We start from the raw sequence: 17,915 nt of genomic DNA on the forward strand, positions 1-17,915 counted from the left end.
TCGCCATCGCAATTTAACCCTTTGTGCTGTGCCCCTGAGTCTATGCGACAACCAGCAAAGTGCAAAAAAATCTCACATCAACAGGCTTGAAAAGGCCGTATCCATACCCATTTTAAGAATGTAACCCGATAACGGACACGCCTGATGGGTGTTCGGGGAAGCAGAAGCCTGTCCATGGTGGAAGGCTACATTTTCTCGCTGATTTCAGGAGCATTTATCTATGCGTAATTTCGATCTCTCTCCGCTATACCGTTCTGCCATTGGTTTTGATCGTCTGTTCAACCACTTAGAAAACAACCAGAGCCAGAGCAACGGCTATCCTCCTTACAACGTTGAACTGGTTGACGAAAACCACTATCGCATTGCGATTGCTGTTGCCGGTTTCGCAGAGAGCGAACTGGAGATCACGGCGCAGGACAATCTGCTGGTGGTGAAAGGCTCCCATGCGGGCGAGCAGAAAGAACGAACCTACCTCTACCAGGGTATCGCAGAGCGTAACTTTGAACGCAAGTTCCAGCTGGCTGAGAACATCCACGTCAAGGGCGCGAACCTGGTGAACGGCCTGCTGTTTATCGAACTGGAACGTGTGATTCCGGAAGAGAAAAAACCGCGTCGTATCGAAATCAATTAATTAAGCGGGTCGCGGCTGCGGCCCACCTGAAATTGCTTGCCGTAAAGGGAGCATATGCGAATCCGCAAGGGTTTGCAGGTACAACTGTGCACAAAATTAAACTGTGCCGAACTCGCTTCTCAGAAGGAGATTTAGTATGCGTAACTATGATTTTTCCCCTCTGCTGCGTCAGTGGATCGGTTTTGACAAACTGGCTAACGCGCTGCAAAGCGCAACCGAACAGCAGACCTTTCCGCCGTACAACATCGAAAAAAGCGATGATAACCACTACCGCATCACGCTTGCGCTGGCCGGGTTCCGCCAGGAAGATCTCGACATCCAGCTTGAGGGTGCGCGCCTGACCGTGAAAGGGTCACCGGAAAAACCAGACACCGAGACCAAATGGCTGCATCAGGGGCTTGTTACTCAGCCGTTTAGCCTGAGCTTTACCCTGGCAGACCATATGGAAGTTTCTGGCGCGACGTTCACTAACGGGCTGCTGAACATTGACCTCACCCGTAACGTGCCGGAAGCCATTGCGCCTCAGCGCATCGCCATTAGCGAACGCCCGGCGTTGAATAGCTAATCGTGTGCGGGCTGGTGCCCTCACCCCGACCCTCTCCCTGTGGGAGAGGGTGCAAACACTAAAAACGGTCACCTTCGGGTGACCGTTTTGCGTTTACCTTCGGCTTTTATGTGCGCCATCGCCCATACAACCGCCGCCAGTTCTGAGAGAATCCTTATCATAACTAAGGTTATACACAGGATGTGGAACATGAGTGATATCGCGTTAACCGTCAGCGTGTTGGCCCTTGTCGCGGTAGTGGGGCTATGGCTGGGGAATATCAAAATCCGCGGCGTCGGGTTTGGGATTGGCGGGGTGCTGTTCGGCGGGATTTTTGTCGGCCATTTTGCCGACCAGCTTGGGTGGGTGCTCAGCGCCGATATGCTGCATTTCATCCAGGAGTTCGGCCTGATCCTCTTTGTGTATACCATCGGTATTCAGGTGGGGCCGGGCTTCTTCGCTTCCCTGCGCGTCTCCGGTTTACGCCTTAATCTCTTTGCCTTCGGCATTGTTGTGATGGGTGGGCTGGTCACCGCGATCCTGCATAAACTCTTCGCTATTCCGCTGCCCGTCGTGCTGGGCATCTTCTCCGGCGCCGTCACGAATACGCCCGCGCTCGGGGCGGGCCAGCAAATTCTGCGCGATCTGGGTATCCCTGCTGATGTCGTCGATCAGATGGGGATGAGCTACGCCATGGCCTATCCGTTTGGCATTTGCGGTATTTTGCTCTCGATGTGGCTGGTGCGCGTGCTGTTCCGCGTTAACGTCGAGCAGGAGGCAAAAGAGCATGAAAGCACGCTGACCAACGGCCATGCGCTCATTAAAACTATCAATATTCGCGTCGAAAACCCTAATTTGAACAATATGGCGATTCAGGATGTTCCCATTCTGAACAGCGCGACCATTATCTGTTCCCGCCTGAAACGTGATGAAACGCTGATGGTGCCTTCACCGGATACCCTTATTCAGCACGGCGATCTCCTGCATCTGGTAGGGCAACCGGCGGATTTAAACAATGCCCGGCTGGTGATCGGTCAGGAGGTGGATACCTCACTCTCAACCCGTGGAACGGACATGCGCGTGGAGCGCGTGGTAGTGACCAATGAGAAGGTTCTGGGCAAGAAAATACGCGATTTGCAGGTTAAAGAGCGTTATGACGTGGTGATCTCCCGGCTTAACCGCGCCGGTGTCGAGCTGGTGGCCAGCCAGGATGCCAGCCTGCAATTCGGTGATATTCTCAACCTCGTCGGGCGTCCTTCATCTATTGATGCCGTAGCGGACATGGTGGGCAACGCCCAGCAAAAACTCCAGCAGGTGCAGATGCTGCCGGTCTTTATCGGCGTCGGGCTTGGCGTCATGCTTGGCTCCATCCCCCTGTATGTGCCCGGCTTCCCGGTAGCACTGAAGCTGGGTCTGGCAGGCGGGCCGCTCATTATGGCGCTTATCCTCGGGCGTATCGGCTCCATCGGTAAGCTCTACTGGTTTATGCCGCCGAGCGCTAACCTGGCGCTGCGGGAGTTGGGCATCGTGCTGTTTCTGGCGGTGGTGGGGCTGAAATCCGGCGGCGATTTTGTCGATACTCTGGTGAACGGCGAAGGGATGAGCTGGGTAGGATACGGCATATTTATTACCGCTATCCCACTGATAACTGTCGGATTATTGGCGCGTATGTTCGCTAAAATGAACTATCTCACGCTGTGCGGCATGCTGGCCGGTTCCATGACCGATCCGCCCGCGCTGGCGTTCGCCAATAACCTGCACGCCACCAGCGGCGCGGCGGCGTTATCCTACGCCACGGTTTATCCGCTGGTGATGTTTCTGCGCATCATCACCCCGCAGCTACTGGCGGTGCTATTCTGGGGGATGGGCTAATAAGTCTTCCGGGTGGATACGCCGCAGATGGTAGTCCACCTGGTAATCGCTTGTGTTCCGGAACATCACGGAATAATTGAGGAACTCGCCGCTGTCGCTGTAGGAAAGGGAAGTGATGCGCAGCAGCGGCGTCTGTTCCGGCACATTCATATAACCGGCCAGCTGTTTATCTGCCAGCACCGGCGTCAGGCTCTCGTAGTTGCCGCTGATGGTGATCCCACACTCCTTCTCGATGTAATCAAACTTAGACCCTTCGAGATGCGCCAGGGAAAGATTGCGGAACAGCTTCACCGGCATAAAGCTGTCCTCCAGCATCAGCGGTTTTCCGTCCACGTAACGCACCCGCCTTGAAAAATAGATCCGCTCATCAACCTGAATCCGCAGCTGGCTGGCGATGGCGGGCGGCGCGGGCATCACTTCAAACTGCAACACCTTGCTTTGCACTTCTTTCCCCTGCTGGCGCAATACCTCCACCAGCCCAGTCAGGTTAGTCGTTTCATGATGAACGTCTTTGCGCGCCACGAACGTCCCGCTGCCGTGTCGACGTTCAACCAGCCCCCAGCTTACCAGCAGATCCAGCGCCTTGCGGACGGTCATCCGGGCTACGCCAAACTCCTTTGCCAGCGCTTTTTCTCCGGGTAACGGACTGCCAATGTTGTAGTCCGAAGAATTCAGCCGCAGCCGTAGCCGATCGGCAATTGATTTGTAGATCACCAGTAGACCTCTCTGCGCACATCATGGCGTGGAATACGTCTTAACTTGTCCATGTTTGGTTTAAAAAGTAGACCTGATTGGTCAAATTAAAACCATGAATGCGATCACGAATCGCAGCGGCACGCCATGTTCCCGCATCAGTAACTTCTTATGCTCACCTCAGGCCAGTAAAAAACCATAAAGGCCTCTATCCCCTACAGGTTGTTTCATGAGGATTTAAAAATGCTCAGTCAAATACAACGTTTTGGCGGCGCCATGTTCACCCCGGTTTTGCTGTTTCCCTTTGCCGGGATCGTGGTTGGGATCGCCATCATGCTTCGCAATCCGCTGTTTGTCGGTGAGGCCTTAACCGCGCCTGATAATCTGTTCGCGCAAATTGTTCACATCATCGAAGAGGGCGGCTGGGCGGTGTTCCGTAATATGCCGCTGATTTTTGCTGTCGGCTTACCGATTGGCCTGGCAAAGCAGGCGCAGGGCCGCGCCTGTCTGGCGGTGCTGATTAGCTTCCTGACCTGGAACTATTTTATCAATGCGATGGGGATGACCTGGGGTCACTTCTTTGGCGTCGACTTCTCTGCTGAACCCACTGCCGGCAGCGGGCTGGCGATGATTGCCGGAATCAAAACGCTTGATACCAGCATCATCGGGGCGATTATCATTTCCGGGCTCGTCACCGCCATCCACAACCGATTTTTCGACAAGCCGTTGCCGGTCTTTCTGGGGATTTTCCAGGGCACCTCGTTTGTCGTTATCCTCGCGTTCTTCGTGATGATCCCCTGCGCCTGGCTGACGCTGCTGGGCTGGCCGAAAGTGCAGATGGGCATTGAGTCGTTGCAGGCCTTTCTACGTACCGCTGGCGCGCTGGGCGTATGGGTTTATACCTTCCTGGAACGCATTCTGATCCCAACCGGATTACACCACTTTGTCTACGGTCCGTTTATCTTCGGCCCGGCTGCGGTAGAAGGCGGCATTCAGGTCTACTGGGCACAGCACCTTCAGGAATTCAGCCAGAGCACTGTGCCGCTTAAAACGCTGTTCCCGGAGGGCGGATTCGCGCTGCACGGCAACTCTAAGGTGTTTGGCTCAGTCGGTATTGCGCTGGCTATCTGGTATACCGCGTCACCGGAGAACCGCGTCAAAGTGGCAGGTCTGCTGATCCCGGCCACGCTTACCGCCGTGTTGGTGGGCATTACCGAACCGCTGGAGTTCACCTTCCTGTTTATCTCGCCTTTGCTGTTTGCCATCCACGCCGTGCTGGCCGCAACGATGGCGACGGTGATGTATATCTTCGGGGTGGTGGGGAACATGGGCGGCGGTCTGCTGGACCAGTTCCTGCCGCAAAACTGGATCCCGATGTTCCATAACCACGCCTCGACGGTATTCACCCAGATTGGCATCGGCCTCTGCTTCACCGGGATCTACTTCGTGGTCTTCAGAACGCTTATCGAACGTCTGAATCTCAAAACGCCGGGCCGGGAAGAGAGCGAAATCAAGCTCTACAGCAAGGCCGACTATAAGGCCGCTCGTGGGCAAACCACCGCCCCGGCGGCAGCCAGCCAGCAGGTCGGACAGGCCGCTGGGTTCTTACAGGCGCTCGGCGGCGCAGCGAATATCGAAAGTATCAATAACTGCGCCACCCGCCTGCGTATCGCCCTGGTGGATATGACGAAAACCCAAAGCGATGACGTATTCAAAGCCCTGGGCGCACACGGTGTGGTGCGGCGCGGCAACGGCATACAGGTGATTGTCGGTCTGCACGTTCCTCAGGTGCGCGACCAGCTGGAATCGCTGATGAAAACCCCTTTAACAAACGAACAAACCACTCTGACAGAGGCTATATCATGAAAAAATTCTCAGTTGTTATTGCAGGCGGCGGCAGTACATTCACGCCTGGTATCGTCCTGATGCTGTTAGCCAACCGTGACCGTTTCCCGCTGCGTGCGCTGAAGTTCTATGACAATGACGGAGCACGTCAGGAGATCATCGCCGAGGCGTGTAAAATCATCCTTAAGGAGCAGGCGCCGGAGATTGAATTTAGTTACACCACCGATCCTGAAGCGGCCTTTACCGATGTGGATTTCGTGATGGCGCATATTCGCGTTGGCAAATATCCCATGCGTGAAAAAGATGAAAAAATCCCGCTGCGCCACGGCGTGCTGGGCCAGGAAACGTGCGGGCCGGGCGGCATCTCCTACGGCATGCGCTCCATCGGCGGCGTGCTGGAGCTGGTGGATTACATGGAGCAGTACTCCCCGAACGCGTGGATGTTGAACTACTCCAACCCGGCGGCGATTGTCGCGGAAGCCACGCGCCGCCTGCGTCCGAACGCGAAAATCCTCAACATCTGCGATATGCCGATCGGCATTGAAGGGCGTATGGCGCAAATCGTCGGCCTGAAAGACCGCAAAGAGATGCGCGTGCGCTACTACGGTCTGAACCACTTCGGCTGGTGGACGTCGATTGAAGATCAGAACGGCAACGATCTGATGCCGAGACTGCGCGAATACGTGGCGAAAAACGGTTATGTTCCGCCTTCGGAAGATGTGCATACTGAAGCGAGCTGGAACGATACCTTCGCCAAGGCCAAAGACGTACAGGCGCTGGATCCGGACACCATGCCGAACACCTACCTGAAGTATTACCTGTTCCCGGACTATGTGGTCGCCCATTCCAATCCGGAGCGTACCCGCGCCAATGAAGTGATGGATCACCGTGAGAAGCATGTATTCAGTTCATGTCGGGCGATTATCGAAGCCGGTCATTCTTCTGCCGGTGAACTGGAAATTGACGAACATGCGTCGTACATCGTCGATCTGGCGACCGCGATTGCCTTTAACACCCAGGAACGCATGCTGCTGATTGTGCCTAACAATGGGGCTATCCATAACTTTGATGCTGACGCGATGGTAGAAATCCCTTGTCTGGTCGGCCACAACGGACCGGAGCCGCTGACCGTGGGTGATATTCCGCACTTCCAGAAAGGGCTCATGAGCCAGCAGGTGGCGGTGGAAAAACTGGTGGTGGACGCCTGGGAGCAGCGCTCGTATCAGAAACTCTGGCAGGCGATTACCCTGTCGAAAACCGTACCGAGCGCATCGGTGGCGAAGGCGATTCTGGACGATCTGATTGAAGCGAATAAGGATTACTGGCCAGAGCTGCACTAATCTTTCTGACCGGCATCGCCTGATGCCGGTCTCCTTGTCCTGGCTGAATTACGCTATGCTGAAGCCTGCATGCAGCACGACAAGGAACTTTCATGAACATTTCCCGCCTCGGTGAAGCACCGGACTACCGCTTCTCACTGGCTAACGAACGCACGTTCTTAGCGTGGATCCGCACCGCCCTGGGCTTTCTGGCCGCAGGCGTCGGCCTTGATCAGCTCGCCCCCGATTTTGCCACCCCGTTGATTCGCGAAGTGCTGGCCCTGCTACTGTGCCTGATTGCCGGCGTGCTGGCGATTTATGGCTATCTGCGCTGGCTGAGAAATGAAAAGGCGATGCGTCTGAAGCAGGATCTCCCCTACACGCGCGGCTTGCTCATTATCAGTACGATTTTGCTGATGGTTGCGGGCGTAGTGATGTTACTGGTGCTGTATGCCGGATAGCCGCAAAGCGCGGCGGGAAGCGGACCCCGGCCTTCAGCCAGAGCGAACCTCGCTGGCCTGGCTGCGCACGCTGCTGGGGTATGGCGCGCTGATCGCTCTTGCCATTAAGCACAACTGGCACCGCACGGGGGCGCCATTCTGGATCTCCATTGTTGTGCTGGCGCTGGTAGCCATCATTTTATGGCGCTACACCCGCAGCCGTAACCTGATGGACGTGTCGCAGAACGACTTTGCGCAGCCGAAAGCGGTGCGGGATAAGTTCCTCATCGCCCTGGCCGTGCTGTCGTTGTCACTGCTGTTTGCGGTAACCCACATTCAACAAATTTTGCACCTGTAGGCCGGGTAAGGCGCAGCCGCCACCCGGCATAATTACTTCCCTTTCGCTAAATATTTCGCCATCTCGTCTTCCGGCACCATGCCGCCGCCGGTCGCCCACACCAGGTGGGTAACGTTCTCATCGGCATCGACGCGCAGCGGCCCGGCCATCCCCGCCAGCGCCGACGGCTCCAGGCGAATCCTTTCCTCCTGCGCCAGCCAGCCGAGCATGTCGTACATGCTTTGATCGGAGAGGGTATAGAACCCGTCGAGCAGGCGCTCCATCGCGCGGCCCACGAAGCCGGAGGCACGTCCTACCGCCAGTCCGTCCGCCGCCGTCACGTTATCAATACCCAGGTCCTGCACGGCGATTTCATCGTGCAGCCCGGTATAAACGCCCAGCAGCATGCACGGTGAGTGCGTTGGCTCCGCAAAGAAGCAGTGGACGTTATCGCCAAAGGCCAGCTTCAGGCCAAAAGCCACGCCGCCGGGGCCGCCGCCGACGCCGCACGGCAGATAGACGTACAGAGGATGATCGGCATCCACCACGCGGCCCTGTTCGATAAACTGCGCCTTCAGGCGCTCGCCAGCAACCGCATAGCCCAGGAACAGCGTGCGTGAATTCTCATCGTCAATAAAGAAGCAGTTCGGATCGCTTTCCGCCGCTTTGCGTCCCTGCTCCACCGCCACGCCGTAATCCTGCTCATATTCCACGACGATCACGCCGTGGCTGCGCAGTTTGGTTTTCTTCCACTCGCGGGCGTCGGCGGACATATGCACCGTCACCTTAAAGCCAATGCGGGCGCTCATAATGCCGATGGACATCCCCAGGTTGCCGGTTGAGCCCACCGCGATGCTGTACTGGCTGAAGAAGTTCTTAAAGCGCGGCTCCAGCAGAACGCTGTAGTCGTCTTCAAGGCTCAGCAACCCGGCGTCCAGCGCCAGTTTCTCCGCATGAGTCAGCACCTCATAGATGCCGCCGCGCGCTTTGATCGAGCCGGAAATCGGCAGATGGCTGTCTTTTTTCAGCAGCAGCGTGCCTGGAATGGCCTTACCGGACTCTTTCTCCAGCCGCGCCTGCATCGCCGGGATCGCGACCAGGTCGGATTCGATAATCCCGCCCGTTGCCGCCGTTTCCGGGAACGCTTTCGCCAGATACGGCGCGAAGCGTTTCAGGCGCGCGTGCGCGTCGTCCACGTCGGCTTTGGTCAGCCCGACATACGGCAATCCTTCCGCCAGCGTCGTGGTGCGCGGGTTAAGCCAGGTGGTTTCTTTCAGGGCAATCAGATCCTCAACCAGAGGAAACTGTGCGGTTAAAGTAGTGATAGTTGCGTTTTCCATAATACGTCTCTTCGCGCTCAGATAATGAAAGAAAGCAGGAATGTGCCGCCAAGTGCAAGCACCGAGGCGATAAACGTCGCCGTCGTATAGTATTTGAAGGTCTCATTCAGGGTCGCGCCGCAGTACTGCTTCACCAGCCAGAAGAGAGAGTCGGTCACGATCGTGCAGCCAATAGCGCCGGACCCGATGGCAATGGTGATGATCTCCGGGCTTACGTTCGGGTAGAGCGGCAGCATCGGCGCCACTATCGCCGTGGCACCCATCATCGCTACCGTTGCCGAACCCACGGCGGCGTGCAGCACCAGTGCCACCAGCCAGGCGAGAAGGATAGGGTGCATATGCAGGTTCGAGAGAATATGCGCCAGCGTCTCCGCCAGACCACTGATTTTAAGGATGGCGTTGAACGCCCCGCCCGCACCGATAATCAGCAAAATGTTGGCGATAGAGCCAAAGCCGTGCTCCGTATGGATCAGCATTGCGCCCATGCCCATGTGCTGGCGGATCCCCAGCAGGTAGTAGGCGACAAACACGGCGATAAACATCGCGGTGATGGGGTTGCCGATAAACTCCAGCAGGGTATACAGCGAGCCTTCTTTTGCCATGTTCAGCTCGGCAATGGTTTTCACCAGCATCAGGGCAATCGGCAGCAGCACGGTGAACAGCGTGGCGCCCAGCGACGGCAGAGTGTGCTCTTCCCGCACCTTCAGGTCTGAAAATTCCGCCGGAACCGGCTTATAGGGCAGACGGTTGCCGAGCAGCTTCAGGAACAGCGGGCCACCAACCAGAGACGCCATCAGGCCCACCATCAGACCGTAGACAATCACCGTCCCGACGTCCGCCCCTAATTTGTTGGTGACAAATAGTGCGGCCGGATGCGGCGGCACCACGCAGTGCACTGCCATTAGTGCGGTACAGAGCGGAATGGCCAGCTTGAGCAGCGACGTGTTGGTCTTTTTGGCGATGGAAAACGCCAGCGGGATCAGCAGTACCACGCCCACTTCAACAAACAGCGTAATGCCGCAGATCAGGCCGACCAGGACCATAATCACGTCCGCCGACAGCCAGCGGCAGCGCTGCAACGTAATCCCGATGCGCTCTGCCGCGCCGGAGACTTCCATCATTTTGCCGAGAATAGTGCCAAGACCGATAACCGCCGCCAGGAAGCCCAGCGTACCGCCAATCCCGCTCTCAATGGCGTTAACCATATCCAGCGGGCTCATTCCCATCATCGCGCCAACGAAAAAGCTTGCCAGCAGCAGCGCGAGGAACGGGTGAAACTTCAGTTTTACGATGGTTAAAACAATCAACACGATGCTGACAAGCAGCGTTGCCACAACCCAGACCTGAGATCCCATATCTCACCTCACCCTTATGTCATCTGGGCATATTGGACGAAAAAACGGCTTGGGCTGACAAACGATATAAATTGGCGTTCAGCTGAGCCAGATTGGATCAACTGAGTGACTGGACTCTAAAAAGCGCACTTATTTTGCCGCTGGTTCACATAAATTCATTCTTGAGCGGTATGCTGAACGCAGAAATTACGTGTGGGAATTGTGATGACCGATGCGAATGAAGGCAGAAACCGGCTGTTAAACGGCTGGCAGCTGTCGAAAATGTACACCTTTGAAGTGGCTGCCCGGCATGAGTCCTTCGCCCTGGCGGCGGCGGAGCTGTCGCTCAGCCCCAGCGCGGTGAGCCACCGCATTAACCTGCTGGAAGAGGAGCTGGGCATTCAGCTGTTTGTCCGCTCACACCGTAAAGTGGAGCTGACGCAGGAAGGCAAGCGCGTTTACTGGACGCTGAAATCGTCCCTCGACACCCTGAATCAGGAGATCCTGGACATTAAAAACCAGGCGCTGTCAGGTACGCTAACGGTGTACTCCCGGCCGTCGATCGCCCAGTGCTGGCTGGTGCCGATGCTGGGGGATTTTACCCGCCGCTACCCGTCGATTTCACTTACTATTCTGACTGGTAATGATTACGTCAACATGCAGCGAACCGGCATCGATCTGGCGCTCTATTTCGACGATACGCCGCCAAACCACCTTTCTCATCACTTTTTGATGGATGAAGAGATTTTGCCCGTCTGCTCGCCAGCGTATGCCCGGGAGCATGAACTGCTGAAAAACCCCCATAACCTCAGCCACTGCACGTTACTGCACGACCGTCAGGCCTGGAGCAATGATTCCGGTACGGATGAGTGGCTGAGCTGGGCGCAGCATTTCGCGGTGAATATGCCGTTATCATCGGGTATTGGCTTCGATCGTTCTGATTTAGCCATTATCGCGGCCATGAGTAATGTCGGGGTGGCGATGGGGAGAAAGCGGCTGGTGCAAAAACGTCTCGAACGGGGGGAGTTGATCGCACCCTTTGATGGGGAAACCCTCAAGTGCCATCAGCATTATTACGTCTCAACGCTTCCCGGCCGTCAGTGGCCGAAAATTGACGCCTTTATCGGCTGGCTAAGAGAGCTGGCGGGTTGAAGAATTATTACGCTTTCGCTCTACACCAAATGTGAAAAAGCGTGCTAAATACAGGTAATGCTTTTGATTTTTCCAGGGTAAACCGTGTTAAAGCCTTTTATTGCCACTGCGATCTTACTCTCTTCCGGCTGGGCGACTGCCGCTGAGCCGCCGCTGACGGCTGCCCGTTATGCGCAGCAGCTGGGCGTCGGGATGGATGTGGACTGGGCACGCACCGAGCGCGGTATCCGCGAATTCGACCCGCTGGTGGTCCGTGATTTTCAGGCGAAAGGCATACACCATGTCCGTATTCGGGTGGCGGGCGAACCGACGGAAGCGCGGCTGATTCACCTGCGTAAGCTGGTGGAGGCCTGCGAGCAATACGGCGTCATCCCCATCATCGCTTATCAGGCCGATGAATATAAAAACGACCCGAAAGCGGATACCGAAAAAGAGGTGATTAACTGGTGGATTGCCGTGGCGCACTATTTTGGTCAGCGCTCGCCGTTGCTGGGCTTTGACCTGATCTACGAACCGGCGGACAAGCTCAACCACAACGTTGCTTCGCTCAACCGGGTGTATGAGAAAGCGATCAAAGACATTCACGCCATTGATGCCAGCCGCATGATTTTTATCGCCCCTCGTCTGCGCGCCGCGCCGGAGGATTTATCCAGCCTGAAGCTACCCGCGCACAGCCAGAATTACCTGCTGGCGGAGTGGCATATTTTCCCCTGGGGTCCGCTGAAAACGAACGGTAAATACCCGTGGACGTCCGGAACTGCGGCTGAGAAAGCGGCTATCCGTAACCGAATCAACGCCGCGCTGCACTGGCAACAAAAAACCGGGCATGTGAGCTGGGTTGGCGGCTGGGGGGTGGGCGAATCGAAAAGCCTGACGCCAACCGCCTCGCAGATGGCGTTTGCCACGTTTATGGCGTGCGAGCTGCAACATGCCAACATCCCGTATGCGATAAACGCCGATGTTCAGTTTTATGACGGGGAAGAGGGGGCGTGGCGGCCTGCCCCAGAGCGGCTATTGCAGGCGATGATTGCGCCCGTCTGTGAAAAGCCCGGCGAGAAGCCGGGCCATCATGCGGTTAAACCGGCTGTTCGTGATGCGAGACACGCGACGCCAGCGGCAGCCAGCACAGCAAAATCAGCAGCCCCATCAGGGTCATCAGCAAGCCTAAACTCGCCTGCCCGGTCTGCGGCATCATAGCCGAAAGCCAGGCCAGCGCGCCGGAACCGATGTTCTGCAAACCGCCCACCAGCGCGCCTGCCGTGCCTGCGAGGAACGGGAACGGCTCCATCGCGCCGCTGGTGGCGAGGGGAAACAGCATGCCCGCGCCGAAGAAGAACAGCGCTGCCGGGATGAGCAACGTCCAGACCGACATTACGTCAAACAGCCCCGGGATCCACATCATCAGCCCGGCCAGCAGACAGCTGATCACCGACTGCCACATCAGGGTGGAGAAACGCTTGTTCGGACGTCCGGCGAACCATGCGCCGAAGAACGCCGCCGGGATCGGCAGAATAAACAGAATACTCACCACCATACTGCTCAGGCCAAGGCCCGCGCCCAGCAGCACGCCGGAACAGGCTTCAAACACCGCAATGCCCGCCAGGCCGCCGATTAGCATCAACAGATAACAGGTAAAGGACCCATTACCGAACAGCGTTTTGTAGCTGGCGATGAGCTTCGTGCGCGGCGCGTCTTTTGGGCGGGTTTCCGGCATCCAGCGCCCCATGCTGAAGGTGACAATAATGCACAGCACCAGCAGGAAGGCATAACAGGCGCGCCAGGACCAGACGGTGTCCAGCAGACCCCCAATCAGCGGGGCCAGCAGCGGGCTGACCAGAATACCCATATTTAACAGACTGTTGGCGTGGCGAAGCTGTGTGCCCTGGTACATATCACGCGGCAGGGTACGCGCCATAACCCCGCCGACGCCGGTGCCCACACCCTGAAGGGCGCTGGCGGCAATCAGGACGGTCAGGCTGTGAGTGGTAATGGCGATCATCGTCGCTACCATGAAAATGCTCATGCCCACCAGAATGACCGGACGACGCCCGACGCGATCGGACAGGGGACCATAAACCAGCTGTGAAACGCCATAGGTTAGCAGATAGGCTGCCATCACGCTCTGGACTGCACCTTCGCGGACGCTCAGATCTTTTGCCATATCGGCAATCGCTGGAATGTAGATGGTTTGCGCCATCTGCCCGACGGCCACCAGTAACACCAGCATCAACAATAAGTTCACGTTCCGTTGCTTTTTCATGTCGCTGAATACTTTTGCCAAAAGAGATAAATGAAGAATAAGTGACTATGCATTCCCATAAATGCGCGAGGAATCTACCACAGAGAGATGACAATTTAAGCATTACTGTGATGAATGACAGAAGACGTGAAGTCATGATTTGTAAACAAGATCGGCAACTAATGTTGCCAGCGAATTACGCCAGGCGCAGCAGGATCGCACCGGCAGCAATACCCAGTGCCGCCGCGATGCGCAGGCCGGCAACCTTCTCTTTTAAAAGCACAAATGCGATTAATGCGCCGAAGAGAATAGAGGTTTCACGTAGTGCGGCGACCACAGCCAGCGGTGCCTGGGTCATCGCCCAGAGTGCCAGACCGTAAGATCCCATCGTCCCGACGCCGCCGAGCAGCCCTTTTTTCCAGTGCAGGCGCAGGTAGCTGGACGCTTCGCGACGCCGCGCCACCATTGCCCAGCTCAGCAGACAGAAACCGTTCATGAAGAAGGTCCAGAGCGTGTAGCCCAGCGCAGTGTCCGAGAGTCGCACACCGGTGCCGTCCACCAGGGTATACCCGGCGATAAAACAGGCGTTCAGCAGCGCCAGCCAGATCCCCTTGCGTGACTGCATGCGGCCGTTCATCGCCATCGCCAGAATCGAAAGACAAATGACCCCGATGCCGGACCACGCAAGCCAGGAGAGATGATCCCCGAGCACCATTACGCTGATCAGCGCCACCAGCAGAGGGGCCGTCCCGCGCATAAGGGGGTAGGTCTGGCTCATGTCGGAGACCTGATAAGTTTTTGCCACCAGTACCGTATACACCACCTGTAACGCACAGGAGACGAACAAATATGGCCAGCTTGCGGCAGTTGGCTGAGGAGAGAAGGGCAGTAAAATCAGGGCAATAAGCGCGGCTGAACCGCTGACTCCGATCGCCGAGTAGAGTTTATCCGTTCCGGCTTTAACGATGGCGTTCCAGCTGGCATGCAGCAGTGCGGCGAACAGTAAAATGCAGAAAACGGTGATGGTCATGGCGTATCGGTTGGTGAAATGTCATCCAACTGTAACATTCACCCGTCGATGCTGCCAGCCGCTTACACTGCGCAAAAAAGGCGGTGCGTCACCCGGGGTTCGTCTGACACCAGCCTGAAGCCCGCCCGATGGTAAAATCCGTACGCGGTTTCCGGCGCATGGGTATTAAGAAAATCAAACCAGATGCTGGCATCCGCCATCACCACGGTCAAAAGTTGTTTGCCAATGCCCTGCCCACGGCACTTTTCGCTGACATAGAGATGACGAATACGTCCGGCGCGCGGCTGCTGGCTGAACGGATCGCGGTTGAGGCCGCACACGCCCACCAGCCTGCCGTTAAGAAACGCCCCCAGCAGCTTTTCACCCGGCGCGTTAAAGCGATTCTCACCGCGCTGCCAGTTCTCTTCCAGCCTGCGCAGCATATTGAAATTCAACGCGATACTCTCGGCCTTCAGGGCGATATAGCCCGGTTCATCAGGCGTAACAGGCTCAATTAACAGACGCGACATAGCATTCCCTCGTTATTAAAGAGGGGCGGTTGCCCGCCCCTCTCAGGTGCGACTTGAACCTGAATCACTTAACGTATTTCAGGACAGCATCAAGCAGTTGCAATACAGCAACAATGAGTTTGAGGACAAGTATGACCATATCCACGACGCTCATACGCGTCTCCTTTTGGTTAAAAGGAGCACGATGCTGGCGTACCTTTCCGCCGCCTGTGGCCAGCACCTGGATTGACGTAACACAGTGTGCTCACTTCAGGGGTTAAGGCACTGACGGCACCACCCGTTTCAGCCAGGACTTCGTTGCGCCGGTAAACTGCGGCCCCCTCGCTCACTGCGAACACCCTCAGTATAGATAAATACTGTATGCATGAACAGTATTTTATGGACAAATTTTGGAAGGCGATCCATACTCAAAAACGTCAAAATCCGTGCCGGAATTGCGCGTTCGTCTTCGATCGCGTATACTTTTCGCGTTGACGTAACACAGTGTGTTCTGCGGCAACCAACCGCAAAACCCTGATAAAAACCTCGCTTAGGCGGGGTTTTTTGTTTTCTGGTCTGCCCATAAAAAGACTGCTGTAAAAGCGAGGTTTCTGCTATTTAGCTTCGTTGTGAACGGGATAGCATCGCTTATGCAACTCTCTTTATAGAGATAGGTATTAGACTCATTTTGCAATGATTAAACTAAAAATGTGTGAACTAATAAAAACCGCTAATGCCCTTCAAGTAATTAAGTTGTTTCGTATATAACCTAATAAATAAAATCGTACTGACTTATTTTTTATGTGAATGTTTATGTAAAGCAATTTTACTGGTTTGAATTTCTGGACTTTTCAATGTATATTTCTATAGCCGCAATCATTGTGTGGACACATTATGCAAGCATCTGATTATTTAAAGATGAAGTTCCAGAGTGACAGGCAGTTGACTATTTATGGACAGCAAGGTGTTGCAGGAACATGGAGAGCATTAAAGGGGATCGGCTCTGATATTTACTCAGGAATTGAGCGTGTAAGTTGGTACTCATCATGCTTAATCCCCAGCTATCACGATGTATGTGACGAGCTTCTCTCAGAAGAAAAGAGAATGTACCTCTCAATTCTCTCGCTTTACCGTTATCGCGATGTAATAGCACACATGCTCTATCTTTATTTTGAACGTGTTATTTCCGATTCAGAAAATGGGAATGAACACAATCGCGTTCGTAAGATAGATTCAAAAGTAACAGGGCTTGTTAATAACATACCGACCAGCAAGGCCGCGCGTTTAGCAATAGCATGGGGTCTGGCCAAATCCCTGTCCGAATCAGGCCTGCTGTCTGAAATCGTCGTCGAACGGCTTGCACGCCGCGTACCTAACGTTGTCATGGCGCTTCAATTGATTGGAACGGAACAGAAGTGCGCTCTTGCTGCTCGCCGCCTGAAAACATTGGACCCTAAGTATTACGCCACCCTCTATGCCGCACAACTGGAGATGCTTTACTACTTTTTTGAGCCTTTCCTGTCTGAACTCATTAAGAAGGTGCAGTTGGGATTCTATAAGGATTTCGATGCAATTTATAAAGACTTAAAGGGCAAGGAGCATGTTTAAGAGTCTGTTATCAATTCTATTTACGGATATTTTATTTCCTGTTTATATTTTTGCGTGCGCCTCCTTGTTCCTGTGGTTGGTGCCTGACCACTGGGTATTACTAACATTCATTTCTATCATTGTATTTATTATTGTACATCCGATAATTTTCGGCCACTTTGATAAGTACGATTAAATAATATAAAAAGGATTTTTTTATGTCAAACCCAGCTTATTTGTTTTTAACAGATGAAAATGGTTCTCCCATGGTTGGCTCTTGCCTTGTGTCAGGGCGTGAAGGTGCAATTGAACTCAAATCGTTCACTCATAATGTCAACATTCCAGTCGACGGAAATACCGGAAATTAACGGGCACGCGCATACACATGCCCGTCATGTTTCAGAAGAAATTTGATCGTGTAACCCCGATTTTATTTCGGGCGCTGAGTACGGGAAGAATGCTCAAGTCAGCCACTATTAAGATGTATCAGATTAATGAGGCGGGTTTAGAACAGGAATATTTTAATATCCTCCTTGAGAATGTGAAAATAACCTCAATCACACCAGACCTGTATCCCGGCGCAAACACCGGAACACATCTTAAAACGGTTCTTATACGCTACGAGAAAATCACCTGGAAGTATTGTGACGGCAATGTCATCTATAGTGATGCCTGGAATGAGCGAGCAACTTACTGAAACGTGATCCCTGACGCATTTTTGCGCAGATGAAAATATTTCCATTGTCACGCCCGAAAACCTGTGTTTGTATAAATTCAATCAATGATTCCAAACACAGGTCCCCAATGACTTCATCCATCTTCACTTCGACCCTACTAAAAACTGCGCAACCTGCCGCAGTGGTCGTCGTGCGTGTGGTGGTGGTCGTCGGCAATGCGCCGTAGGGACTGGATCAACACACGAATCCAAAACCCCGCCGGCGCAAACCGGGCGGGGTTTTTCGTTTAGGGCCCCTCCCGGATACGCTAAGTAGTTCGGGTTGCAGGAAGGCGGCAAGTGAGCGAATCCCCAGGAGCGTACATAGGTACGTGACTGGGGTGAGGGA

17 protein-coding genes, 2 pseudogenes and 1 other annotated feature are annotated in these 17,915 nt (G+C 54.8%); of the genes and pseudogenes, 12 read left to right on the forward strand and 7 right to left on the reverse strand.

From position 1 onward, the window contains the following. The first annotated feature begins 152 nt into the window (after positions 1–152). Positions 153–227: a sequence feature (ROSE (Repression Of Heat Shock gene Expression) occurs in the 5'-region of heat shock genes and acts as an RNA thermometer to modulate expression.), on the forward strand. The 3 genes from ibpA to ACOTXL_RS10750 all read left to right on the forward strand — a co-directional run bounded on the left by ibpA (position 221) and on the right by ACOTXL_RS10750 (position 3,047). Further along, positions 221–631: a small heat shock chaperone IbpA gene (gene ibpA / locus ACOTXL_RS10740; RefSeq protein WP_003861094.1), complete on the forward strand. Its 411-nt coding sequence runs from the start codon at positions 221–223 to the stop codon at positions 629–631. (Overlaps the previous feature by 7 nt.) A gap of 136 nt (positions 632–767) precedes the next feature. Further along, positions 768–1,196, forward strand: coding sequence for a small heat shock chaperone IbpB (gene ibpB, locus ACOTXL_RS10745; protein WP_003861091.1), 429 nt, complete (start codon positions 768–770; stop codon positions 1,194–1,196). 189 nt (positions 1,197–1,385) lie between these two features. Further along, entirely contained in the window at positions 1,386–3,047 is a 1,662-nt protein-coding gene (locus ACOTXL_RS10750) for a putative transporter (RefSeq protein ID WP_003861089.1), read from the forward strand. Here the strand turns inward: ACOTXL_RS10750 and ACOTXL_RS10755 are convergent. After that, positions 3,027–3,761, reverse strand: coding sequence for a GntR family transcriptional regulator (locus tag ACOTXL_RS10755; RefSeq protein WP_003861087.1), 735 nt, complete (start codon positions 3,759–3,761; stop codon positions 3,027–3,029). The two genes, ACOTXL_RS10750 and ACOTXL_RS10755, sit on opposite strands and share 21 nt — an antisense overlap. A 222-nt stretch (positions 3,762–3,983) precedes the next feature. On the opposite strand from ACOTXL_RS10755, the gene ACOTXL_RS10760 reads away from it, so the two are divergent. The 4 genes from ACOTXL_RS10760 to ACOTXL_RS10775 all read left to right on the forward strand — a co-directional run bounded on the left by ACOTXL_RS10760 (position 3,984) and on the right by ACOTXL_RS10775 (position 7,702). After that, positions 3,984–5,606, forward strand: a complete 1,623-nt coding sequence (locus ACOTXL_RS10760; RefSeq protein WP_022650091.1) for an alpha-glucoside-specific PTS transporter subunit IIBC — start codon at positions 3,984–3,986, stop codon at positions 5,604–5,606. Continuing rightward, positions 5,603–6,925: a 6-phospho-alpha-glucosidase gene (locus ACOTXL_RS10765; protein ID WP_023323917.1), complete on the forward strand. Its 1,323-nt coding sequence runs from the start codon at positions 5,603–5,605 to the stop codon at positions 6,923–6,925. The genes ACOTXL_RS10760 and ACOTXL_RS10765 overlap by 4 nt, the downstream gene beginning before the upstream one ends. A gap of 92 nt (positions 6,926–7,017) precedes the next feature. After that, a complete protein-coding gene (locus ACOTXL_RS10770) occupies positions 7,018–7,365 on the forward strand; it encodes a YidH family protein (protein WP_003861080.1) in 348 nt (115 codons plus the stop codon). Beyond that, entirely contained in the window at positions 7,355–7,702 is a 348-nt protein-coding gene (locus ACOTXL_RS10775) for a DUF202 domain-containing protein (RefSeq protein ID WP_022650092.1), read from the forward strand. Before ACOTXL_RS10770 ends, ACOTXL_RS10775 begins: the two co-directional genes overlap by 11 nt. Before the next feature lie 32 nt (positions 7,703–7,734). On the opposite strand, the gene dsdA is transcribed toward ACOTXL_RS10775, so the two are convergent. Both dsdA and dsdX read right to left on the reverse strand, forming a co-directional pair. Beyond that, positions 7,735–9,021, reverse strand: a complete 1,287-nt coding sequence (gene dsdA, locus ACOTXL_RS10780; RefSeq protein ID WP_045350375.1) for a D-serine ammonia-lyase — start codon at positions 9,019–9,021, stop codon at positions 7,735–7,737. Between the two features lie 17 nt (positions 9,022–9,038). Further along, positions 9,039–10,376 carry a D-serine transporter DsdX gene (gene dsdX / locus ACOTXL_RS10785; RefSeq protein WP_045350374.1) on the reverse strand — a complete coding sequence of 446 codons (1,338 nt, stop codon included), beginning with the start codon at positions 10,374–10,376 and terminating at the stop codon, positions 9,039–9,041. A 204-nt stretch (positions 10,377–10,580) separates the two neighbouring features. On the opposite strand from dsdX, the gene dsdC reads away from it, so the two are divergent. Both dsdC and ACOTXL_RS10795 read left to right on the forward strand, forming a co-directional pair. Further along, a complete protein-coding gene (gene dsdC, locus ACOTXL_RS10790; protein WP_003861073.1) occupies positions 10,581–11,507 on the forward strand; it encodes a DNA-binding transcriptional regulator DsdC in 927 nt (308 codons plus the stop codon). An 84-nt stretch (positions 11,508–11,591) separates the two neighbouring features. Then, a pseudogene (locus ACOTXL_RS10795) lies at positions 11,592–12,677 on the forward strand (cellulase family glycosylhydrolase); the annotation flags it as partial. On the opposite strand, the gene emrD reads toward ACOTXL_RS10795, so the two are convergent. The 4 genes from emrD to tisB form a co-directional block, all read right to left on the reverse strand. After that, entirely contained in the window at positions 12,583–13,767 is a 1,185-nt protein-coding gene (gene emrD, locus ACOTXL_RS10800; protein WP_003861070.1) for a multidrug efflux MFS transporter EmrD, read from the reverse strand. The pseudogene ACOTXL_RS10795 and the gene emrD overlap by 95 nt on opposite strands. Positions 13,768–13,942: 175 nt before the next feature. Next, entirely contained in the window at positions 13,943–14,776 is an 834-nt protein-coding gene (locus ACOTXL_RS10805; RefSeq protein ID WP_023323922.1) for a DMT family transporter, read from the reverse strand. Positions 14,777–14,838: 62 nt separating this feature from the next. Beyond that, positions 14,839–15,285, reverse strand: a complete 447-nt coding sequence (locus ACOTXL_RS10810; protein WP_003861064.1) for a GNAT family N-acetyltransferase — start codon at positions 15,283–15,285, stop codon at positions 14,839–14,841. A gap of 64 nt (positions 15,286–15,349) precedes the next feature. Beyond that, on the reverse strand, positions 15,350–15,439 hold the full coding sequence (gene tisB, locus ACOTXL_RS10815) for a type I toxin-antitoxin system toxin TisB (RefSeq protein WP_022646551.1): 90 nt from the start codon (positions 15,437–15,439) through the stop codon (positions 15,350–15,352). A gap of 719 nt (positions 15,440–16,158) precedes the next feature. Here tisB and ACOTXL_RS10820 point away from each other — a divergent pair. The 3 genes and pseudogenes from ACOTXL_RS10820 (at position 16,159) to ivbL (ending at position 17,754) form a co-directional block, all read left to right on the forward strand. Continuing rightward, positions 16,159–16,872: a hypothetical protein gene (locus ACOTXL_RS10820; protein WP_032608147.1), complete on the forward strand. Its 714-nt coding sequence runs from the start codon at positions 16,159–16,161 to the stop codon at positions 16,870–16,872. Positions 16,873–17,069: 197 nt separating this feature from the next. After that, a pseudogene (locus ACOTXL_RS10825) lies at positions 17,070–17,548 on the forward strand (Hcp family type VI secretion system effector). Positions 17,549–17,655: 107 nt separating this feature from the next. After that, positions 17,656–17,754: an ilvB operon leader peptide IvbL gene (gene ivbL, locus ACOTXL_RS10830; RefSeq protein WP_057979964.1), complete on the forward strand. Its 99-nt coding sequence runs from the start codon at positions 17,656–17,658 to the stop codon at positions 17,752–17,754. Positions 17,755–17,915 lie beyond the last annotated feature (161 nt).

This window comes from Enterobacter cloacae complex sp. IR5402, assembly GCF_049238125.1.
Classification (GTDB): domain Bacteria; phylum Pseudomonadota; class Gammaproteobacteria; order Enterobacterales; family Enterobacteriaceae; genus Enterobacter; species Enterobacter hormaechei_C.